Origin of the sequence: Ruegeria atlantica (assembly GCF_013032455.1) — a bacterium.
In the GTDB taxonomy this organism is placed as follows: domain Bacteria; phylum Pseudomonadota; class Alphaproteobacteria; order Rhodobacterales; family Rhodobacteraceae; genus Ruegeria; species Ruegeria atlantica_B.
This window is the reverse complement of record NZ_WQCF01000005.1, coordinates 38735-59052: the sequence shown is the minus strand read 5'-3', so window position 1 is coordinate 59052 and position 20318 is coordinate 38735. Positions and strand designations below refer to the sequence as shown.

At 57.5% G+C, this 20318-nt stretch carries 22 protein-coding genes; 10 read left to right on the top strand and 12 right to left on the bottom strand.

Annotated elements, in window-relative coordinates:
- The first annotated feature begins 68 nt into the window (after positions 1–68).
- The 5 genes from GOW93_RS10700 to lpxK all read left to right on the top strand — a co-directional run bounded on the left by GOW93_RS10700 (position 69) and on the right by lpxK (position 6153).
- Positions 69–1592, top strand: a complete 1524-nt coding sequence (locus tag GOW93_RS10700) for a DUF2125 domain-containing protein (protein ID WP_170383925.1) — start codon at positions 69–71, stop codon at positions 1590–1592.
- A gap of 209 nt (positions 1593–1801) precedes the next feature.
- Positions 1802–3148: a TldD/PmbA family protein gene (locus tag GOW93_RS10695; protein WP_170383923.1), complete on the top strand. Its 1347-nt coding sequence runs from the start codon at positions 1802–1804 to the stop codon at positions 3146–3148.
- Entirely contained in the window at positions 3135–3935 is an 801-nt protein-coding gene (locus GOW93_RS10690) for an inositol monophosphatase family protein (RefSeq protein WP_170383921.1), read from the top strand. The genes GOW93_RS10695 and GOW93_RS10690 overlap by 14 nt, the downstream gene beginning before the upstream one ends.
- Positions 3932–5155: a 3-deoxy-D-manno-octulosonic acid transferase gene (locus tag GOW93_RS10685; RefSeq protein WP_170383919.1), complete on the top strand. Its 1224-nt coding sequence runs from the start codon at positions 3932–3934 to the stop codon at positions 5153–5155. The genes GOW93_RS10690 and GOW93_RS10685 overlap by 4 nt, the downstream gene beginning before the upstream one ends.
- Positions 5155–6153: a tetraacyldisaccharide 4'-kinase gene (gene lpxK / locus GOW93_RS10680; protein WP_170383917.1), complete on the top strand. Its 999-nt coding sequence runs from the start codon at positions 5155–5157 to the stop codon at positions 6151–6153. The genes GOW93_RS10685 and lpxK overlap by 1 nt, the downstream gene beginning before the upstream one ends.
- A gap of 38 nt (positions 6154–6191) precedes the next feature.
- On the opposite strand, the gene GOW93_RS10675 is transcribed toward lpxK, so the two are convergent.
- Together GOW93_RS10675 and GOW93_RS10670 are read right to left on the bottom strand one after the other, a co-directional pair.
- On the bottom strand, positions 6192–6854 hold the full coding sequence (locus GOW93_RS10675) for a DsbA family protein (protein ID WP_170383915.1): 663 nt from the start codon (positions 6852–6854) through the stop codon (positions 6192–6194).
- Between the two features lie 14 nt (positions 6855–6868).
- Complete coding sequence (locus tag GOW93_RS10670) at positions 6869–7375, bottom strand: DUF721 domain-containing protein (protein WP_170383913.1); 507 nt, start codon at positions 7373–7375, stop codon at positions 6869–6871.
- An 81-nt stretch (positions 7376–7456) separates the two neighbouring features.
- On the opposite strand from GOW93_RS10670, the gene mutY reads away from it, so the two are divergent.
- Positions 7457–8512 carry an A/G-specific adenine glycosylase gene (gene mutY, locus GOW93_RS10665; RefSeq protein ID WP_170383911.1) on the top strand — a complete coding sequence of 352 codons (1056 nt, stop codon included), beginning with the start codon at positions 7457–7459 and terminating at the stop codon, positions 8510–8512.
- A 69-nt stretch (positions 8513–8581) separates the two neighbouring features.
- Positions 8582–9718, top strand: coding sequence for an alkane 1-monooxygenase (locus GOW93_RS10660; protein ID WP_170383909.1), 1137 nt, complete (start codon positions 8582–8584; stop codon positions 9716–9718).
- A gap of 69 nt (positions 9719–9787) precedes the next feature.
- Here GOW93_RS10660 and GOW93_RS10655 read toward each other — a convergent pair whose 3' ends face one another.
- The 4 genes from GOW93_RS10655 to GOW93_RS10640 all read right to left on the bottom strand — a co-directional run bounded on the left by GOW93_RS10655 (position 9788) and on the right by GOW93_RS10640 (position 13745).
- The gene (locus GOW93_RS10655; RefSeq protein WP_170383907.1) at positions 9788–11176 is read right to left on the bottom strand and encodes an adenylate/guanylate cyclase domain-containing protein; all 1389 of its coding nucleotides are present in this window, start codon (positions 11174–11176) and stop codon (positions 9788–9790) included.
- Positions 11177–11320: 144 nt separating this feature from the next.
- Positions 11321–12421, bottom strand: a complete 1101-nt coding sequence (locus GOW93_RS10650; protein WP_170383905.1) for a site-specific DNA-methyltransferase — start codon at positions 12419–12421, stop codon at positions 11321–11323.
- A 107-nt stretch (positions 12422–12528) separates the two neighbouring features.
- A complete protein-coding gene (locus tag GOW93_RS10645) occupies positions 12529–13146 on the bottom strand; it encodes a ribonuclease HII (protein WP_170383903.1) in 618 nt (205 codons plus the stop codon).
- Positions 13147–13256: 110 nt separating this feature from the next.
- Positions 13257–13745, bottom strand: coding sequence for a hypothetical protein (locus GOW93_RS10640; protein WP_170383902.1), 489 nt, complete (start codon positions 13743–13745; stop codon positions 13257–13259).
- A 176-nt stretch (positions 13746–13921) separates the two neighbouring features.
- Here GOW93_RS10640 and GOW93_RS10635 point away from each other — a divergent pair, with 176 nt between their 5' ends.
- From GOW93_RS10635 to GOW93_RS10625, 3 genes are all read left to right on the top strand, one after another.
- On the top strand, positions 13922–14209 hold the full coding sequence (locus GOW93_RS10635) for a hypothetical protein (RefSeq protein WP_170383900.1): 288 nt from the start codon (positions 13922–13924) through the stop codon (positions 14207–14209).
- Entirely contained in the window at positions 14181–14882 is a 702-nt protein-coding gene (locus GOW93_RS10630) for a winged helix-turn-helix domain-containing protein (protein WP_170383898.1), read from the top strand. Before GOW93_RS10635 ends, GOW93_RS10630 begins: the two co-directional genes overlap by 29 nt.
- A gap of 104 nt (positions 14883–14986) precedes the next feature.
- On the top strand, positions 14987–16558 hold the full coding sequence (locus GOW93_RS10625; protein ID WP_170383896.1) for a DUF427 domain-containing protein: 1572 nt from the start codon (positions 14987–14989) through the stop codon (positions 16556–16558).
- A gap of 32 nt (positions 16559–16590) precedes the next feature.
- On the opposite strand, the gene GOW93_RS10620 is transcribed toward GOW93_RS10625, so the two are convergent.
- The 6 genes from GOW93_RS10620 to GOW93_RS10595 form a co-directional block, all read right to left on the bottom strand.
- Entirely contained in the window at positions 16591–17382 is a 792-nt protein-coding gene (locus GOW93_RS10620) for a DUF1217 domain-containing protein (protein ID WP_170383894.1), read from the bottom strand.
- The gene (gene flbT / locus GOW93_RS10615) at positions 17379–17780 is read right to left on the bottom strand and encodes a flagellar biosynthesis repressor FlbT (protein ID WP_170383891.1); all 402 of its coding nucleotides are present in this window, start codon (positions 17778–17780) and stop codon (positions 17379–17381) included. The genes GOW93_RS10620 and flbT overlap by 4 nt, the downstream gene beginning before the upstream one ends.
- Positions 17780–18154, bottom strand: a complete 375-nt coding sequence (gene flaF / locus GOW93_RS10610; protein ID WP_170383890.1) for a flagellar biosynthesis regulator FlaF — start codon at positions 18152–18154, stop codon at positions 17780–17782. The genes flbT and flaF overlap by 1 nt, the downstream gene beginning before the upstream one ends.
- A gap of 77 nt (positions 18155–18231) precedes the next feature.
- Complete coding sequence (locus tag GOW93_RS10605; protein ID WP_170383888.1) at positions 18232–19473, bottom strand: flagellin; 1242 nt, start codon at positions 19471–19473, stop codon at positions 18232–18234.
- Positions 19474–19682: 209 nt separating this feature from the next.
- Positions 19683–20042: a flagellar export chaperone FlgN gene (locus tag GOW93_RS10600; protein WP_170383886.1), complete on the bottom strand. Its 360-nt coding sequence runs from the start codon at positions 20040–20042 to the stop codon at positions 19683–19685.
- On the bottom strand, positions 20026–20307 hold the full coding sequence (locus GOW93_RS10595; RefSeq protein ID WP_170383884.1) for a rod-binding protein: 282 nt from the start codon (positions 20305–20307) through the stop codon (positions 20026–20028). Before GOW93_RS10595 ends, GOW93_RS10600 begins: the two co-directional genes overlap by 17 nt.
- Positions 20308–20318: the final 11 nt, after the last annotated feature.

Here is a 20318-nt window from a genome sequence, read left to right as displayed (position 1 = left end):
CTTGCCCCTTGACGCCCGCCGCTGCAGGCACGACGATGCGCGCAAAATTGATCAAGAAGGGTTCTATAATGTCCGTTTTCCTTCGCCGCAGCAGTGGCGCAGTTCTGGCTTACGCCATTATCACACAAGGTGCGTTTGCAGATGTCACCGCACAGCAGGTCTGGGACGACTGGCAGTCCTATTTGTCCCAGATGGGCTACACGATTTCGGCAAACCAGGCGACTTCGGGCAACGTGACGACAATCACCGACATGACTGCGGTCGCATCCGCGCCAGACACGGACGGGTCGTTCACGATGACCATGCCGCAAATGACCCTGACAGAAAACGGTGACGGGACTGTCAGCATCGACCTGCCCGAAAGTTTCCCGATGGCTCTGTCCGGCGAGGCTGAAGGCGAGGCGTTCTCTGTCGACATCGAATACTACCACTCCGGGTTGGAGATGATTGTCTCGGGCGACCCCGACGACATGATCTATAACTATTCCGCGCCCACGCTTGGCATGAAACTGGGCGGGCTACAGGTCGATAACGAGACCGTGCCTGATGACATTATGGCCATGGATCTGGCGATGACTGACCTGACAGGCAGCTCGCGGATGAAAATTGGCGAAACCCGCTCGATCGATCAGAACATGACTGCCGCCGGGCTGACCTATGATCTGGCATTCAACGATCCCGAAGGGGCGGATGACGGCAAGATAAACGGAAAACTGAACCAACTGGCATTCGAAGGCACCAGCGTAATCCCGGCGGATTTCGACGGCACCGATCCGCAAACGTTCTTCCAAGGTGGCTTCTCATTCTCGGGCCTGTTCACCTATGCCTCGGGCCAAACTGCGATTGAGGGTTCCAGCGAAGGGCAGGCGTTCTCGATGGGCAGTGAATCCGACGGCGGACGGTTCGGCGTCAGCATCGACGAACAGCGCCTGGCCTATGATATCGAGCAAAACGACGCGAAACTGGCAGTGACCACAGCCGACCTGCCTTTCCCGATTGAGATTGCCATGGCCAATGCCGGGCTGAAATTGGAATTCCCCGTACAACAGTCTGAAGAAGTCCAACCCTTTGGCTTTGCGATCAACCTGACGAATTTCACCATGTCAGACGTTCTTTGGAGCATCTTTGACCCTGCGGGTGCCCTGCCGCGTGATCCTGCAACCATCGCGTTGGACACCACCGGCACCGCCAAGATTCTAACGGACTTCTTCGACCCGGCTTCTGTCGAGGCGCTGGAGACCTCGGGCGAAGCTCCGGGAGAGCTGCATTCGCTGAAAATCAACGAGCTTCTGGTGTCTCTGGTCGGTGCCAAGCTTACCGGTAACGGCGATTTCACCTTCGATAATTCAGGCGCAACCGAGCTTGGCAGCCTGCCGACTCCAGCAGGCGTTGCGAACCTACAGCTGGTGGGAGCCAATGCATTGATCGACACTCTGATCAGCATGGGCCTGGTGCAAGAAAATCAAGCCATCGGCGCACGTATGATGATGGGCATGATGGCGGTTCCCGGCGACGAGCCCGACACGCTGAACTCAAAAATTGAGTTTACCGAGGACGGACAAATTCTGGCCAATGGTCAGCGCATCAAGTGATGGCGGCCGGGCGAAGCTCATATAAACCAGAGCTTCGCCCGCGGCCCGCTTCAGGTCTAACTCTCAGACTATGGAAGTTTAAAAACCTTTTGCCCATACGGTATGAAATTGTCCAAAAATTCAGGGCCTGACGTTTGATCTATCTGCCCTGAGGTCTTGCGGGGTGGGCGGCCCAAGGTTAGGTCAATTGCAATACAACCGGAGGCCGCATGACCCGTACACCTGAAGAAATCAGCCAATCCCTGCTGGACGCGGCCCGCAAGGCAGGGGCCGACGCGGCGGACGCTATTGTCATCGACGGCTCTTCGGTTTCGGTCGAAGTGCGTGGGGCGGCGCTGGAACATGCCGAGCGATCCGAGGGCACCGACCTTGGCCTGCGGGTATTTTTGGGAAAACGGCAGGCCATCGTATCCAGTTCGGACAGCCGCCCGGAAACCCTGACAGCGATGGCCGAACGCGCCGTTGCAATGGCCCGCGAAGCACCCGAGGATCCCTTCACCGGCCTAGCCGACGCGGATCAATTGGCCAAGGACTGGGATCTGCCTGCACTGGAGCTGTTCGATCCATCCCCGGAACCTGCGGCAGAGGATTTGTTAAAGGACGCGCTGGCCGCCGAGGCTGCTGCACTGGCGGTTCGGGGCGTTTCGCAAGTGTCTGACGCGGCGGCAGCTTACGGTACTCACCGGATACATCTGTCAGCGACCAACGGCTTTTCCGGCGGCTATGCCCGCAGCAGCCGCTCGATTTCCTGCGTAGCGATCTCGGGCGAAGGCACGGGCATGGAGCGTGACTATGACGGCGACAGCCGCACCTTCCAAACTGACCTGCGCAACCCCGAAGAGATCGGCCGTACCGCTGGCGAACGCGCCGTGGCGCTGGTTGGCGCACAAAAGCCGGCTACGGGAACGTTTCCAGTGCTTTTTGACGAACGCATTTCATCCTCGTTGATCGGGCACCTCCTGGCGGCCAGCAACGGCGCCGCGATTGCGCGCGGAGCATCCTGGCTGAAAGACTGTCTGGGCGAGCAGGTGCTGCCGGAACACTTGTCGCTGATCGAAGACCCGCATCGCCCCCGCATTGCGGGTTCGCGCCCATTTGATGCCGAAGGACTGGCCACACAGCGCCGCGCGATTGTCGAAAACGGCATTCTGACGGGCTGGACGCTGGACCTGTCAAACGCGCGCAAGCTGGGCATGAGTTCGACCGGTAACGCGGCGCGCGGTGTATCAGGGCCACCGTCGCCCAGCAACTGGAACCTGAGCCTTACACAGGGTGATCAAAGCCGTGACGACCTGCTGCGCGACATGGGTACCGGGTTGCTGGTGACGTCGATGATTGGCTCGACCATAAACCCCAATACCGGCGATTACTCGCGCGGGGCCTCGGGCTTCTGGGTCGAAAACGGAGAAATAACCCGCCCGGTCAACGAATGTACCGTCGCGGGTAACCTGCGTGATATGCTGAAGCGGATCATCCCTGCCAACGACGCGCGCCCTTACTTGTCGCGAGTGGTCCCGTCGGTGCTGATCGAAGGAATGACACTTGCCGGCAGCTGACCTGCACCTTTTGATCGACGCCGCACTCGAGGCCGGAAAGATCGCCACCCGCTATTCGGGTGAAACGGCGCAGCGCTGGGATAAACCCGACGGCGCGGGCCCCGTGACCGAAGCCGATCTGGCCGTCAACGAAATGCTGGAGCAACGCCTGCCAGCTGCCCGCCCGAGCTATGGCTGGCTAAGCGAGGAAACCGAGGATTCCGATGACCGCCTGACACGGGACCGGGTATTCATCATCGACCCGATCGACGGCACGCGCAGCTTTGCCGAAGGTTCTCGCACATGGGCGCATTCTCTGGCCATCGCCGAGCAAGGCGAAGTCACAGCCGCTGTCATTTACCTGCCGCTGCGCGATCTGCTTTACGCAGCTGCGAAAGGACAAGGCGCAACGCTGAACGGTGCCGCAATTCAGGTATCTGAATCCTCAGATCTGGGATCAGCCGAGATATTGGCCGCAAAGCCCAATTTGAACCCGCACCATTGGCAGCAAAACCGAGCGCCCGAGTTTAAACGGGTCTATCGCCCTTCTCTAGCCTATCGCATGGCCCTTGTGGGACAGGGGCGATTTGACGGGATGCTGACGCTGCGCCCCAGCTGGGAATGGGATATCGCCGCAGGTGACCTGATCATCCGCGAAGCGGGTGGCAGATGCTCGAACCGGCTGGGTAATCCATTGCGCTTTAACAACCCGCATCCGCGCCTGAATGGAGTAATCGCGGCGGGGGCATTCATACATCATGCATTGCACGCGAAACTTGACCCGAACAGTGCCGGTATTCGCCCATGAGCAAACCGCGTTCCCTCAGCATGGCCGCGTATCGGGTTCTGTCCTGGGGCGTGTCCGGCTCGGCCAATCAACCGCAAATCCCGCGCCCCGAAGGCGAGCTGATATGGGTTCATATCAACGCACAGAACCGCCAGCGCGCAGTGGTCGATTTCTGCCGCAGGCTGCAGCAGGCTCACCCCACGCTGAACGTACTGCTGACAGCCCCTCCGGGGGAAGATCTGCAGCGTTGGGAACAGGTAGACTATCCCCTGATCAATCTACCCCAAGAACAAAGCGGCGCAGCCCGTGCGTTTCTGGATTACTGGCATCCTGACATTGGCCTATGGGTCGGTGGCGGCCTGATGCCCAACGTGATCACTCGAGCAGAGGAGCGCGGCATTCCACTGATCCTGATCGAAGCCGAGATCAACATCAACGTCGCGCGCGGAGCCAAGTGGCTACCCGATATCACCCGCGTTACCTTCGACTGTTTTAAGTCGATTTTGGCAACAACATCCTTAACTGTCCGGACAATCCGCCGCCTTGGTGTTACTTCGGGAAAGGTTGCTGAAGCGCCGCCCTTGCAGGTCAGCGCAAATCCAAGGCCCTGGCCCGAGGATGAACTGATCGAAACCAACCACGCTTTGGCAGGACGCCCGGTGTGGCTGGCAGCGTATGTGCTGGACAAAGAGTTTATCTCGGTCCTTAGCGCCCATCGCCAGGCTTTGCGGATGCTGCCGCGGTTGACGCTGGTGCTGCATGTAGCCGACATAGCCGAAGCCGAACCCTTGCACCGGCGGCTGGAAGCGATGGACCTGCGCTGCACCAGTTGGGATGATGTTGGGCGGATCGAAGACACGACGCAGGTCGTTTTGACATCTACGCCAGAAGATCTGGGCCTGTGGCATCGGGTGTCGCCGGTTACATTCATAGGCAGCTCGCTGGAACGCGGCGCAGGGGGTCATGATCCACTGGCTGCCGTGGCTCTGGGCTCGGCTTTGATCCACGGCCCGTATGTGCATCAGCATCAACAAATTTTCGATCAGTTGGACCAAGCCGGGGCCGCGCGTACAGTTAGAAGTGCAACTGAACTGGGCGACGCAGTCGTTGAGCTGTTATCCCCGGACCGGGCTGCGGATATGGCGCTGGCCGGATGGGAAATCGTGTCCGAGGGCGCGCCACAGGCGGATCGACTGATTGACATGGTGCAGGATTGCTTGGACCAACGGAGTGCGGACTGATGCGAGCACCTGATTTTTGGAACACCGCTCCTGACCGATTGGATCTGCGCGCACGACTTCTGGCACCACTGGGACGCATTTATGCAGCCGCGACGGCGCGGCGGGTTGCATCAGGTACAGGTGTCATACTGGGCATCCCGGTAATCTGCGTCGGCAACCTGAACGCGGGTGGCACCGGCAAAACCCCGACCGTTATCTGGATGATCGAACAGTTGCGCGACGCTTGGCACGAAACGCATGTGGTCACACGTGGCCATGGCGGTTCATTGGAAGGGCCGGTACGGGTTGATCCCAGCAAACACACGGCCGCGCAGGTCGGGGACGAGCCGCTCTTGCTCGCCGCCTTTGCCGAGGTTTGGGTTGCCAAGGACCGCGCCGCCGGTGCGCGCGCAGCGTCCGAAGCTGGGGCAACGGTGATTTTGCTGGATGACGGGTTTCAAAACCCCTCGGTCGCAAAGGACTTCTCGGTCATCGTGGTAGATGCGGCACGCGGATTCGGAAATGGACTGTGCCTGCCAGCCGGTCCGTTGCGTGAACCCGTTGACGTTGGGCTGAAGCGCGCTGATCTGGTGCTGTCTTTAGGTGATGCAGAGGCACAAACCCAGTTCGCGGACCGTTGGGGCCAAAAACTGAGTAAACCACACGCCAGAGGCGCTGTTGAACCCCTGCAAACCGGCATGGACTGGCGCGATACGCCCGTTCTGGCCTTTGCAGGTATCGGCCACCCCGAAAAATTCTTTGCTACCCTGCGCCAGCAAGGCGCGACCCTGTTACGAGCCGAAGCACTGGATGATCACCAGCCGCTGACCCCGGCGCTGATGACTCGGTTGGAAAACGAGGCCCGCCTGCTGGGGGCTCAGATGGTAACCACGGAAAAAGACGCGGTGCGTCTGCCAGCCGCGTTTCGCAGCAAAGTCGTCACTCTGCCCGTACGTCTAAAAGTGGAAAACGCTGACGAAGTTCGGCAGATGCTGCTAGAGATTGCCCCGTCGCCTTAACAGGCGACCGGCCCGGAACAGGCCGGTCGCAAAGGCAGTTAGCTGCCCAACTCGTCTTCGATCAGCTTCTTGAAATCGCCATAAGACTGGTTGTCGACCTTCTTACCGTTCACGATGAAAGACGGGGTCGACTGAACACCGTCACGTTCAGCGTTTTCCTGATACCAGGCCACCAGCGTCTGAGCGCGGGTGCCGTCCTGCAGACAGGCTTCGAGCTGGTCATTGTCGATGCCTGCCAGACGGCCGATCTTGCGCAGTTCATCCACGATCTCAGCCGGGCCTCCGGCCTTGGTCCATTCGGACTGGCCCTCATAGATCAGGTCGGAAATGCCAAAGAACTTCTCGGGTCCACCACAACGGGCAACCATCGAAGCCCACAGGCCATAGCGGTCGAAATATACCTCGCGATAGATGAATTTCACCTTGCCGGTATCAATGAAGTCTTTCTTCAGCTGCTTATAGGCGCCGGTGTGGAAATTCGCGCAATGTGGGCAGGTGTAAGACGCATATTCGATGATCTCGACAGGCGCACCCTCGGCCCCCTGCACCATCTCAACAATGGTCGAAGTGTCCAGATCGGCTTCTTGCGCCTCGGCGCTGCTGATCAGCGGATATGTCGGAGAGGAATTCGACAGTGACAGCCAATAGCCGCCTGCGGCTATGGCGACAGCCGCGCATATTCCAGTTGCAATACGGCTCATTTCTCAGCCCTTTCTCAGCGTTTTTGCTTGGATAAAACGTTTCTCCCCAGACGTTCAAGAGCCGCGCGCAGTTCACCATCGTGAACGTCGCGTGCGGTTCGGTCTGCCTCGGCCTCAATCTCTGGGTCAATCTTGGGTTTCGCCGATTTCGGTTTGTGGTCGAAACTGGCTTGCCCCTCGGCAAATCCTGTCGGAGCGGTCTGGGTGATGCGCACCCGGCTGATGGCGTTATAGCCATAAACCGCGTTCACCTTGTTGCGCAGCTGTTCCTTCTGCATCTCCAGCATCGGAGCCTGCGGGCCGGTAGTCAAAACAGTCAGCGTCGCGCCGATCCCGCCTTTGCCATAGCCCACGTTTACCGGCCTTGCGATGGCTGCCATGTCCTGGCCCACGATCTCGACCCAATGGGTCAACAGGCGCGATACGGCAAAGCCCCGGCTTTCACCGGCGCGCCTGATCTGGCCGTTCAGCAATGTCGCGGTGCGTTTGAACCCGCGGGTCGAAGAACGTCTGCGCTGCATCTGGTTTCCAACTCCTGCGCCGCTATTGTAAAGGGCGTAGCACCGGACGCCAGCGAAACCCGACAGGGAGATACATAAAAGTTGCGTGACACCATTCAACATGACCTGAGCGCTGCCTTGCTTGGCTGGTATGACCGTCACGCGCGTCAGATGCCTTGGCGGGTTGGCCCATCGGATCGGGCAGCTGGCGTGTTACCTGACCCTTATCGTGTCTGGTTGTCCGAGGTGATGCTGCAGCAAACTACCGTTGCTGCCGTCCGCGATTATTTCCTGCGGTTCACCGCCCGCTGGCCTACCGTCGATGCGCTGGCCGCTGCCCCAGATGATCAGGTCATGGGGGAATGGGCCGGTCTGGGGTATTACGCCCGCGCCCGCAACCTGCTGAAATGCGCCCGAGTGGTAAGCGAAGATCACAGCGGCACCTTCCCCGACACCTACGACACCCTGTTGAAGCTGCCCGGCATCGGCCCCTATACCGCAGCCGCAATCTCGGCGATCGCCTTCGACCAGACCGAAACGGTGCTGGACGGCAATGTCGAACGGGTTATGGCGCGGCTCTACGACATTCACGATCCCCTGCCCGCTTCAAAACCGCTGTTGAAAGAGAAAGCCGCCGCGCTAACACCCGACATCCGACCCGGAGACTATGCGCAGGCAGTAATGGATCTGGGTGCAACGATCTGCACCCCGAAATCTCCGGCCTGTGGCATCTGCCCCCTACGCGAACCCTGTCTGGCCCGTGCAGCCGGAACCCAGAATGAATTGCCACGCAAGACACCGAAAAAACCCAAACCCACGCGCTATGGCCATGTCTATATCGCCCAAAGCGATGACGGTGCCCTTCTGCTGGAACGCCGCCCTGACAAAGGGCTTCTGGGCGGGATGCTGGGGTGGCCGGGATCGGATTGGTCCGATGCTCCGATCGAAGCCCCTCCGTTTGCGGCTGACTGGCAGATAATGGCGGGCGAAGTACGCCACACTTTCACCCATTTCCACCTGATCCTGCGCATTTGGACAGCTACCTTGCCCCCTGCCTACGCGCCCGAAGACCTTATAGTGATGGAAAAACACGCCTTTCGCCCGAGCGACTTGCCCACCGTGATGCGCAAGGCCCATGACCTTTGGCGCAACCGGTAACCCCCGGTAACCCATTGTGCACAATATCGGACTAGGACTAATCTTGCCGCAGCTGCTCGGAGCCCCAGAATGATCGCAACTGCTACCTTGTCTCGCTGGCAATCGGCCCTTCCTTTCTGGGTTTCGTTCCTGCTGATCCCGCTGATTTGGTTCACCGCTTTTGAAGGTGGCTGGTGGGTGCTGCTGGTCCCGCTATCGACCTGGTGGGCATTTGCCGTGCTGGACCAGTTAACCGGGCAAGAGCTTGGCAACGCGGATCCGAACGCCGATGATACGGTACTGCGCTGGTACATCCTGCTGACTAATGTGTGGGTGCCGGTGCAGTTTTTAACCCTATATGGGTTGATCTGGTACGCCACACATACTGACCACCTGTCGACACTGGCCAAGATCGGGTTGTTCTTTGGCATGGGGGTGATCTCGGGCACGATCGGGATCAACTACAGCCATGAATTGATGCACCAGAAAGGCCGGTTCGAACGCTGGCTGGGCGATATCCTGCTGGCCATGGTGCTGTATTCGCATTTCCGGTCCGAACATCTGCTGGTCCACCACCGCTATGTCGGCACCCCGCGCGACCCGGTCACTGCGCGCTATAACGAGGGCTTTCACCGTTTCTACCCGCGCGTACTGAAACAATGCCTGATCTCTGCTTTTAGCGCCGAGCGGGACAAGCTGGCCCGCAAGGATCGGCCCTGGACCGATCCCGCCAACCCATTCTGGCGCTACTGGGCGCTGCAAGGCGTCATGCTGGCGCTGGCATTCCTTATCGGAGGCTTCTCGGGCCTCGCCTTGTTTCTGCTGCAGGCCGGTGTCGCCATCTGGCAGCTCGAACTGGTCAATTACGTTGAACATTACGGCCTGACCCGCAAATACCTGGGCGAGGGGAAGTATGAACATGTCAAACCACGCCATTCGTGGAATGCATCGCAAAAAGCATCAAACTGGCTACTGATTAACCTGCAGCGCCACTCTGACCACCACTACAAACCCAACCGACGCTTTCCGCTACTGCAACATCACTCTGAAGACACCGCCCCGCAACTGCCCTACGGCTATCCGGTTATGACGGTCGCTGCCATGATCCCTCCACTCTGGCGACGCGTCATGAACCCCCGTGTCCGCGCATGGCGCCGCACATACTACCCCGAAGTCGCAGACTGGACGCCTTACAACAAGTCCCTGAACCCCAACCCAAGGGCCTGACAACAGCACGCTGCCCGGCCCAACGATATGGCTTGCATCCCTGATGCAGGGCAGATCTGTGGGGGGCCTTCACTCCCTCATCACCCACACATCCATAAGGGTCTCTACCCCACGGATGGCACGGTTTTCTTGTTTCTCGAACCCAACCATCAATTCGGAACTGCTGTTACCCTCCGCCCCTAGCTGCGCCCGAACGGCTTCGCTTATGACCACACGCGCTTGAAGCTCACGGGTCATCGCCTCAAGCTTGGCGGCCACGTTCACTGCATCCCCGATCACCGCGAATTCCAGGCGGTTGGCACCTATGTCGCCTAAAACCACCGAACCAAAATGCACCCCGACCCCAATATTGATCTCAGGCTCGCCCGCCCGCCGACGCTCAACGTTCCATCGCGTGATCACATCCACCATTGCACGGGCACAAGCCACCGCATTGCTGGCGTCCAGCGGCGTGGGAACCGGAGTTCCAAAAGTCGCCATCAACCCGTCACCCAGATATTTGTCCAATGTGCCGTGATGGCGGAAGACCTCCGCCTCCATCCGGGCGTGGAACCCACGCAATACCTCGATCACCTCATAAGGATCGCGCCCGGCGGCATATTTGGTGAATCCGACGATATCGATGAACAGAACCGCGATGTTCTCTTTGCGCACCTGCTTTAGCGGCTCGTCATTCTGGCTCAATTCGTCCACCACGTTGGGTGAAAAATATCGTGACAGGTTTGCTCGCTCCCTCTCCAAACCTGCATTCATCATCAACAACCGATTGAGTCGGCGCATTGAAATGCCAAGCGTCACAGCAACCATCATGAACACAATGACCTGCTGAATGCGCAGCTCAGGCATAAAGCTGTTTGGTTTCAGCCATTCAGCGACATCTGGGTATCCGACCAATGCCTCGGCCACGCGTTCGCTTAAACCGGGCATCGGCGTCGCAACCCACCAGGCAATGATCCATCCCGCAGTCCAGATGCCCGCCGTCCAGGACCCGATCGCAATAACCGTGCGCCATGAATAAGCCAACGTGCCGGCTGCCAGAATGATGAAGAAGTACTGGAAATTGTCGAACCGATACTGCATCGCCAACGGTCTGACATCATCGCTGAACGGGTTCGGAATAATCATGCCCAGGGTCATGATCAGTAGATCCACAAATATCAGCAGCAACTCGGCCCGTGATTGCCCCACCCGGCCTGCTCGCCGAATAAACCAGCCATTGGCGCAGATCAGCAGCAGGATGAAGTGATACCAAAGCACTTCCCATTGCGGGTTGAGGAAAACCAGCAGAACCGCAGTCAGTCCCATAGCGATCCACCGGGCGCGGACGGCAAGCTCCAACCCTTCGCGTTTATGCCGTTCCAGTGCCGCCTCGGTATATTTGTTGTCCAGATCGAAACTGTCCGGACGCGTCACCGAGAGCCGGTCAAGGCGGGATGGGCTGGCTGTAGTATCCGTCATCGCTAAGGCTCCTTCACTGCACCGCAGAATACAGAAGGCAGAATTCGAGACCAGACATTCGGAAAACAAAAGACCCCGCCGAGATCGGCGGGGCAAGGCTTAGTGCCTTGTGTCAGGCCACAGGCACCGGCGGTATTGGTGAAATCAGTTCATCTCGGCCCGGATCTGCTGGCGCAGCACGTCGATCGGCACCGTCTTGCCATCGCGCTTGAAGCACCAGTATGTCCAGCCGTTGCAAGACGGCGCGTTTTCCAGATGCGCCCCAACCTGATGGATCGAGCCTTTGACGTTGTCGCCCACCAGCGTGCCATCGGCGCGGACCTTGGCCTTGTGGCGCTGGTTCATGGAATACAGCTCCTCACCCGGACGAAGCATGCCGCGTTCCACCAACTGGCCAAAAGGCACACGCGGTTCGGCACGTTTGCTGGCGCTGACCTCCAGCGCCTCGCGGTCGAACTTGCGAACCTTGGCGATGCGCTTTTCGGCCACTTTGCGATAGTTTTCCTCGCGCTCGATGCCGATGAACTCACGCCCCAGCATCTTGGCAACGGCGCCTGTTGTCCCGGTGCCAAAGAACGGGTCCAGAATAACATCGCCCGGATTGGTCGAACCGATCAGCACGCGGTGCAACAGCGATTCTGGTTTCTGCGTTGGATGCGCCTTGTCGCCGTTTTCGTCTTTCAGGCGCTCATGCCCGGTGCAGATCGGCAGCACCCAGTCGCTACGCATCTGTACGCCTTCATTCAGGGCCTTCAACGCCTCGTAGTTGAAGGTATATTTCGCACCTTCGCGTTTGGACGCCCAGATCATCGTCTCATGAGCATTGGTGAAGCGTTTACCGCGGAAATTTGGCATCGGGTTGGATTTGCGCCACACAACGTCGTTCAGAATCCAGTATCCCGCGTCCTGCAGGGCCGAACCCACACGGAAGATATTGTGATAGGAACCAATCACCCAGATCGCGCCATTTGGTTTCAACAGGCGATGCGCCGCTTTTAACCAGTCGCGTGTGAACTGGTCATAAGCACCAAAGCTGGAAAACTGATCCCAGTGATCGTCGACCGCATCCACCTGGCTGTTATCGGGGCGATGCAACTGGCCTTTCAGCTGCAGGTTATAGGGCGGATCTGCAAAGATAAGGTCCACCGACGCCTCGGGCAGACTGTTCATCACATCGATGCAGTCCCCGGATAGAATCGTGTTTAAAGGGAGCGCTTTTGCGCCCTTTTTGGTGGTTGTTGTCATTTTACTGCCTCAAGTATCCACGGCGCTTTTGCGCTCATTTGGTTGAGACAAGGATGAGTCAAAGACGATTCGGCGTCAATTTCTTTTTTGAATCAGCAACTTACAATTTACTCTTGATACAAGATATTGTGTACCGGCTTGAACGAACGTCTATGGTGTGGGGTTACACCAAGATTTTGCAGCGCTTGTTTGTGTTGTTTCGACGGATAACCGGCGTTTGTCTCCCAGCCATAGCCGGGATGTTGTTGCGCTAAATCCACCATCAGTTGATCGCGCCAGTTTTTAGCGATGATCGAAGCGGCCGCGATTGAGACGGAACGGGCATCGCCCTTGATCACTGCCTGTGACGGGATTTTCAGCCCACTAGGTATCATATTGCCATCAATCAGCAGAAAATCGGGGGCCGGATCCAACGCCGCTATAGCCCGCGCCATCGCCAGGTGAGAGGCCCGCAGAATGTTGATCTCGTCAATCTCGGCCACCGAGGCTTCGGCCACCGCGAAATCGGCCCGTTCCCGCAAGGCGCCGTCCAGAGCCTCGCGGCGTTTTGCCGTCAACTTTTTGGAATCGTTCAACCCGTCCGGAATATCGTCGGGGTTCAGGATAACAGCGGCTGCGACCACAGGCCCAGCCAATGGCCCGCGCCCAACCTCATCCACGCCAGCGATCCTCAGGCAACCGCGCGCCAACAGCGCCTTTTCAAGTTCAAAGTCAGGTGTCGTCATGCCACCGGAAAACCGCGTTTCACAGCGTACCGCAAGAAAAAAAGAGAGGGCGGCCTGCGCCACCCTCTCCCGCGTGGCGCTTCTGTGGCGCCACTCCTGCTCGAAATCTGTCACTTGTAACTCACGCGGTATCCTTTCTGGCGCAGGCAGGCAGGTTCGTAAGCCCGCTTGACCTTTTTGCCGTTCCAGAACCCGACCTTGCACTGTTGCGGCAGGCTATCGCTGTATTTGTAGTGCTTGTTAAGGCACTGAGTCCCCAGCAGCGGGCGCTTCGGGGAATACCCTTCGAACGTATGCAAGCATCGTTGTGGCAAGTTGTAGCGTGCAACACGCTTTGGCAGCGGGCGCACGTGATGCGGCCTGTGTTTTGGCTGCTTGCGCACATGTTTCTTGGGCGCCTTATATATGTGATTATAGTTATGCGTCACGGTGTTCTTTTTGTTTTCGTCGCTGAAATGCTTCACGGCAACGCCAAGCAGCGCGATGGCCGCCAACCCGCCAATAATGTCTTCGGCATCAGCCGCCCGCGCCTGCGAAGCCGAGATACCTGTAATGGCAACCGCAGACGCCACGATCAAAGCGATAAATCTCTTGTGCATGGTGCTTGTCCTTTAATAGTCCTAATGCGCCCGGTGCTGGGCCATTTGCTCGATATCCCGACACTGGTTGCACCCCACTCCGACAAGCAATAACGGGCCGGTGTTATTCGATATCAGGCCCCGGAAACCCTTTAGGTTATTGAATATCAGGCCGACCCGTGCGCAGGATGCGGCCTATGAAACAGATCCTCTCTTCTCTGGCCGTTTTGGCCCTGATAACGCTTGGAACTACTGCGTCGGCGGCGGATTGTTATGCCGACTACAAGGCCAAGCAGGACAATCCGCTGCGCCTGCATTATGGCGTTATGCAGGTGAACTCCTGCGGTAAGGGAAAGGCCAAGAAAGAGGTCGCCCAGCGCCTGAAAGGGTCGGGGTGGACCTTGCTGAACGTCATGTCCGTATTCGGACCAGAAGGGTTGGATAAAAGGAAGGCCAATGCCGGAAAATTCTATCTCCGTTACTGAAGCCCGTCGATCCGGTGTCAGACTGGTCGGCGCAGGCATAGCGGCGATCGTGTTGATTCTGGTCACGGCAGCGATTTTTTTGTTCTGGACCCTACCAGATGCCAACGCTTTCAACGCGCGGGTCGAACGTTTGTTTGTAGAAAGCGATCTAACCTCGCAGACAGAAATCCGCCTGCTTGAAATTCTGGCGCAATCGGGCACCGCCTTTGCTGATACGCTGTCCAGTTACCGAATGGTCATTTTTGTCCTGCTGGTCTTTGCCAGCGCAATGCTGGTCACGGCGCTGGTGTTCCTGGTGATGCTCGTGCTGTTAAATCGCCGAATGGCACAGATCGAACGCACAGGCATTCAGGTGACTTCGCTGCTGATCAGTCGCGAGGAAAATACCGTTTACCTCAACAACATGGATTTCAAACTGACCCCGGCGGCGATGGAAACCCTGTCAGTGCTGGCTGAATCCCGTCTGGATGACGAGGTTCTGTCGGGCGTACAGATCGAGGCGATGATTTCCGGCAAAGACGCCGCCGATTGTGATGAGGCAGCAGGAGCCACCCGGATCAAACGGCTGCGCGATGCTTTGGGCAATCAGATGGTCAGTGAGTTGTTGGTCAAGAACATCGCCAAAAAGGGCTACATGTTATCGATCGAAAAAGACGTGATTCAGATGGTCTGATCCGGGCGCACCCAAAGGGGCTGCGTGATAAATTAGCGATGAAACCCTTGGAATACTCATTCCAAAAGCCCATCCTATAAGGACTCACGTCAGGGAGTCTGATGATGAACGTCCATACCACACCCAAAACCAAAGGCTATGGAATCTCGGTCGAGCCGCTGACCGGCCAGATCGCGATTTACCGAGATGACATTCTGCTGGCCAAAAGCTCCAATGCCAAAGTCATGTATGAAACGCGGCTGCCCGCCACGCTCTACATCCCGCGTGCGGATGTCTGCGTTGATCTGGGTGAGGAAACCGACCTGCAGACCTTTTGTCCATTCAAAGGGACCGCGACCTATCACGACGTTATTCTGGACGGTCAGCGGTTGGCCAATTCCGTCTGGGCCTATGAAGAAGCGCTGCCAGAAAGTATCGCTATTCAGGGATGTGTCGGCTTCATGCCCGGCGCCTACACACATGTCGATCTAGGCGAAAACACCCTGCGAGAACCCGATGACGGAAACATTAGCGGCCCCTTGATTGATTGGCTGATGCGTGGCGCATCCGAAAATGGCACTCCCGAAGCCTTTACCAAAGCGCTTGCCGAAAAAATGCTGGAACATGGCATTGCCATTCAGCGCCTGAGTATCCTGACCTGGTCTCTACATCCGCTGATCGCAGGCAAACATTATATCTGGGAGAAGGGTGAGGCAGAAATTTCGACCAATGTGCCGACCTATGAAATCCACGATCATCCCGCCTATATCAACAGTCCCCTGCGACATGTCTCGAACGGGTTGGGCGGCGTACGTCAGCGGCTAAACGACGAAAACCCCCAGAACAGCTTTCCGATCATGGAGGATTTGCGAGCCAAGGGCGCGACCGACTATGTTGCCATGCCACTTCCGTTCTCGGATGGCAGGACCAATGTGCTGACCCTGACCTGTGACCACCCGGACGGGTTCACTACAGAAAACCTCGGGCTGGTGTTCGAATGCTCATCCGTCATTGCCCGGTTCTATGAGGTATTCATGCAGCGCGAGAACGCGCAGGTATTGCTGGAAACATATGTGGGCAAACGCTCTGGCGCGCGCGTGCTGGGCGGTGAGATTCGACGCGGCGATGGAGATGAAATCGACGCCGCCATCATGTTTTGCGATTTGCGTAATTCAACCAGTTTGGAAGAGAAGCTTGGCCGTACAGCTTATATCAGCCTGCTGAACGATTTTTTCGAAACCGTTTCAGGTATCGTGCATGACAATGGTGGCGAGGTATTGAAATTCATCGGCGACGCTGTGTTGGCCGTCTTTCCCGAGGGTGAAGATTCGATCGCAGCACGAGGGAGCGCACAACGCTCTGCCATCGAAATTGTCGGGAAACTGGGTGAGCTGCGCGTTTCCGGCGACGACACCCATTGTGATTGCTCCATCGGAGTGGCCTATGGGCGGGTCACCTACGGCAATGTCGGATCGCGCGAGCGATTGGATTTCACTGTCATCGGGCAAGCCGCAAATATCGCCGCCCGCCTGGGGGAATACGGGAAAAATGTGGGGCACCGGATTGTTGTCTCAGCCGACATTCAACCCGCTTGCGCCAGTGCATTGCCCCTGGGCGAAATCAAGCTGCACAACGTGTCGCAGCCGGTAACGTCCTATGCGCTCAGAACGTCGGCGGATACAGTGCTGAACGCGTGATGCCCTTTTTTTCGCAGGGCTGGTAGCAACGATTATGCACCCAGCAGAATTAGCGCGGTTTGGGCGGGTGAAATGGTGCTTTGCAGTTGGGCAATCTGACTGCGGGCAAGATACTGATCCGTCAGCTTGCCCACCGCTGCCTCATCGGCGAATTGCGCCAGATCATCAGATCCGGTTAACTTGGACAGCCTGTCTTTGAAAACCTCAAGCTGCTTATCTATGTCCAGCTGCGAAAAACTCGACGGCAGGCCAAGCGCCGTTTCCATCATGCTGCGCAGAGGAGGCTGCCCCATAAGATAGAACCACTTTGTATCCGCGCCGCTATCCTGCGCGGCCAGGTCCGACAACGTGTGCCGAGCATAAAGCGAAATCCGCATGGTTTCATTCGACTTACCCACTGCGACTTCGAAACGGGACACCACATTGTCCTGCGCAATCGCTTCCATATTGGATTTCAGACCCGTTTTCCGCACGTCTCCGGGCCCCAGACCAAAAGCTTTGGAAAACTCTCGATACCGCTTGTCGGCAAGCCGGTTGGACAGCGCGTCATCTGCGCTTGTGCCATCGGACAGTATTTTCTGAATGAAATAGCGGTTGTCGATGTCGTCCTCCAACCCGAAGGCTCCCAACGCCACCTGCAATAAACGCCGGTCCGAGACCAAATCCTCGGCGGTTTGTACCTTGCCGATATTGTCCAGAAAGTACTTTGCCTCTCTTTCATTGACGGCTGAGGATGAAAAACTCTCCAACTGCGCATCATAGGTGCGCTGCAAAAATCGCCAGCCGACGATGCCGCCTGTAGGGATGACAGGCTGAAATGTCATTGCTGATACGCCATCAACCGTTCTTCACGCGGCAGCAAAGCTCGCAATGACTTAAGGCACTTGTAATAATGTTCAGCAAGCAAAGCTTCGGTGGCTTCGGACAAGACTCGGCGGCTGTCTGCATCAGTGAAGACCTGGCTTAATTCTTCAACTCGTCGAAGAAGCTGTTGCCGCGCGTGCTCTGGCTCCATATCACCCGACAAGACAAGCTGAACGGCGTAGCACACCCGCCGCACGGGCGTGTTCACTTCATCCGGGTGAATGGCGTCGCGCAGGCGGAGGACATTGGCGTCCGGCGTCATGATCGAAAACCGGCCACGACGGTCCCCATTCTCAACAACGACGCCGTTGATCAGCACCCTCTCTTTCGGTGCCAGCTTCAGAACCAGCCCCCCCATCAGGTTGCACCCATCTGCCGCAGACCCCGAAGAACCGCCATGTTGATCTCAAGCAGAGGCTCCACGGTTGCCTTATTGCTCAACACCTGACTGCTGTGCTGCTCGGTAAATTCTGCCAGATAAAAGATCCTCGCCCGCAGTTCACTGGGCAGGGCGTTGTCGGAATCCGATACGCCAGTTGCCAGAACGGTCCACAAACGTCGATTTTCGTGCAGCGCCTGAACGAATCCCCCAAAGTCGGTTTTGCGCCGCGCGGCCGCTGCCTTGAGCCGATGCGTGATCTTTGAAATCGCCTCGTATTCGGTATCGCGCGGCGTGCGTGTCGGGGCGGCGGTCTGCGCATAGGCACGTTGTGCAAGAGTTTGCGGTGTCACTTGAAATCCTTCCAATGGGCCGTCTTGTGGCAGTCAGGGTCGGGGCGCGTTTTCGCGCCCCGGCCAGGTTCCGAGAATTAGCGGAACAGCGACAGGATCGACTGCGGCGCCTGATTGGCGATCGACAACGACTGGGTGGCCAACTGCTGCTGCACTTGCAGGGCCTGCAGACGGGCCGAGGTTTCTTCCATGTCGGCGTCAACCATCGAACCGATGCCGGACTTGAACGAATCCGTCAGCTTGGAAACAAAATCCTGCTGCGTTTCGATACGACCCTGCGCCGAACCAAATGCCGCCGCCGCGTCAATCGACGTGTCGATCAGGGTTTCGATAGTGCCCAATGCAGCCGATGCCCCACCAGCGGTGGAAACGTCGATCGAGCTCAATGCGCCAAGACCACCTGCACCTGCATTGGTAAATTGCGCTGATACGGACACATCCCGATCTGCAGCATCAACACCCGTGCCGGTCACAAACGACAAAGTTCCCTCTGCGCTTGGATCATAATCGATAGACAACCCATGAACACCCAAAGCGTCGATTTGATTCTTCAGGCCAATGGCAACATTGGCGTCGGTATTCGCCGCGTCATAGGTACCAGATGGGTCGAGATCAGAATCCTGCACAGTGTAGGAGACAGATTGATCACCCACAGTAATTGAGATTTTGTCGCCTACGGCAAAGTTGTCAGTCGAACTGTCGATCACAATTGTTCCGGTGCCACTGTCCTTGTCCATGGTGAAACCAGCTGCATCGTTGTCAGTTGCCGTATTGTCAGAACCGGCAAGAACGGCCTTGCTGGCGTAACCACCAGTGGACAGGTTCTGGCTTGCAACCGAAATCGACGAAGAAGTCACAGCGCCTGTGTTGTCACGGTCAAGCGAGGACAAGATAGATGCCGTTCCCGCTGTACCATCCACAAGATTCAGGCCGTTGAACTGAGCCGCACCAACAACCGATTCAATTTGATCACGCAGAGCGCTCACATCGTCGTTGATCTTGCCGCGATCAACGTTGTCTTCCTGCGCAGCGACGATTTTCTCCTTCATCTGAGTCAGCAGGTCGGTCACGGTTTCCGACGCGTTGCGCGCCACGGCCACAGTCGATTCACCCAAGGCGAGGCTATCTTTGATCGCGTTAAAGCCCTTAACGTCAGATTCCATGACCTTGGAGATCGCCCAGACCGCCGAATTGTCCTTGGCGGTCGCAACGTCCTTACCGGTCGAAATCGCGTTCTGGGTCATTTCCAGATTCTTGTTGACCGATTTCAGGGTTTGCAGCGCCACCATTGCGCCATTGTTTGTCAGAATGCTGGACATAGCTTTCTTCCTTTTCCGTTCGGGCCCTTTGCGCCCATGCTTACCCCGCACCACAGGCGGGCTTTGACGTCTTTCTGATCAATGCGATCCGCCGTCAGGCTTGTTCGCGCCACCTGCTGTTTCAGGTGCTCGCCCACCTTGGCTTTTGATCCCTAACGGAGTGCTAAAACGTCCCAGCCAGAAAATTCGGATTTGAATCAAACCAGCAGCTATGCCCGCTTTTCCAGCTTTGCATTGCGGCGCACAGCAAACCCGCTGCGCTGCCCGTCTGCCCCATAAGTGCTGAATTCCTGTCGGACACGACGCAATTCGGCCATGCGGCTGGCCACGGCGCGAATTCCTTCGGCCGCGCTGTTCAGCAAGGCCTGGTTCCGCTCGACCTTTTTCTGCAGACGCACCAACTCGGTGCTTTCAAAGACCTGAAGCTCGTTGATGGCACCAATTAACTTCTCTTTTTCCGGCACCATGTGGTTCAGACGATCCAGATCACCGTCAACAAGTGCTAAGCGTTCGAGATCCAGCACTTCTTCAAGGGATCTAAACAAGTCGGTGTCAGGTTTGGTCGGCATTCGTTTTCTCCATCATGGATTGAAACAGAATTTCGGACAGGCCAACACCGCCAGACTGGGCCAATGCACGGGCCTGATGCTGCACAAGAAATGACGAGAACTGATCCTCACCTGCGCCACCGCCGAAGGATTCACTTGTTTCGCCCAATCCCGAGGATTTCAGCATTTCTGCCAAAAACGCCGACTCCAACTCGACGGCGGCGGCCTGCAGTTTCTCAGTGGTCGTGGGGGCCTGTACGGCAGGAGGGGGCGCATAAATCTTCATCGCTTTCTCCG

Bases quoted from the DNA above. Each gene is read 5' to 3' on its own strand.
- GOW93_RS10700 (WP_170383925.1), top strand. From the start codon at position 69: ATGTCCGTTTTCCTTCGCCGCAGCAGTGGCGCAGTTCTGGCTTACGCC.
- GOW93_RS10695 (WP_170383923.1), top strand. From the start codon at position 1,802: ATGACCCGTACACCTGAAGAAATCAGCCAATCCCTGCTGGACGCGGCC.
- GOW93_RS10685 (WP_170383919.1), top strand. From the start codon at position 3,932: ATGAGCAAACCGCGTTCCCTCAGCATGGCCGCGTATCGGGTTCTGTCC.
- lpxK (WP_170383917.1), top strand. From the start codon at position 5,155: ATGCGAGCACCTGATTTTTGGAACACCGCTCCTGACCGATTGGATCTG.
- GOW93_RS10675 (WP_170383915.1), bottom strand. From the start codon at position 6,854: ATGAGCCGTATTGCAACTGGAATATGCGCGGCTGTCGCCATAGCCGCA.
- GOW93_RS10670 (WP_170383913.1), bottom strand. From the start codon at position 7,375: ATGCAGCGCAGACGTTCTTCGACCCGCGGGTTCAAACGCACCGCGACA.
- GOW93_RS10660 (WP_170383909.1), top strand. From the start codon at position 8,582: ATGATCGCAACTGCTACCTTGTCTCGCTGGCAATCGGCCCTTCCTTTC.
- GOW93_RS10655 (WP_170383907.1), bottom strand. From the start codon at position 11,176: ATGACGGATACTACAGCCAGCCCATCCCGCCTTGACCGGCTCTCGGTG.
- GOW93_RS10650 (WP_170383905.1), bottom strand. From the start codon at position 12,421: ATGACAACAACCACCAAAAAGGGCGCAAAAGCGCTCCCTTTAAACACG.
- GOW93_RS10645 (WP_170383903.1), bottom strand. From the start codon at position 13,146: ATGACGACACCTGACTTTGAACTTGAAAAGGCGCTGTTGGCGCGCGGT.
- GOW93_RS10640 (WP_170383902.1), bottom strand. From the start codon at position 13,745: ATGCACAAGAGATTTATCGCTTTGATCGTGGCGTCTGCGGTTGCCATT.
- GOW93_RS10635 (WP_170383900.1), top strand. From the start codon at position 13,922: ATGAAACAGATCCTCTCTTCTCTGGCCGTTTTGGCCCTGATAACGCTT.
- GOW93_RS10630 (WP_170383898.1), top strand. From the start codon at position 14,181: ATGCCGGAAAATTCTATCTCCGTTACTGAAGCCCGTCGATCCGGTGTC.
- GOW93_RS10625 (WP_170383896.1), top strand. From the start codon at position 14,987: ATGAACGTCCATACCACACCCAAAACCAAAGGCTATGGAATCTCGGTC.
- GOW93_RS10620 (WP_170383894.1), bottom strand. From the start codon at position 17,382: ATGACATTTCAGCCTGTCATCCCTACAGGCGGCATCGTCGGCTGGCGA.
- flbT (WP_170383891.1), bottom strand. From the start codon at position 17,780: ATGGGGGGGCTGGTTCTGAAGCTGGCACCGAAAGAGAGGGTGCTGATC.
- GOW93_RS10605 (WP_170383888.1), bottom strand. From the start codon at position 19,473: ATGTCCAGCATTCTGACAAACAATGGCGCAATGGTGGCGCTGCAAACC.
- GOW93_RS10600 (WP_170383886.1), bottom strand. From the start codon at position 20,042: ATGCCGACCAAACCTGACACCGACTTGTTTAGATCCCTTGAAGAAGTG.
- GOW93_RS10595 (WP_170383884.1), bottom strand. From the start codon at position 20,307: ATGAAGATTTATGCGCCCCCTCCTGCCGTACAGGCCCCCACGACCACT.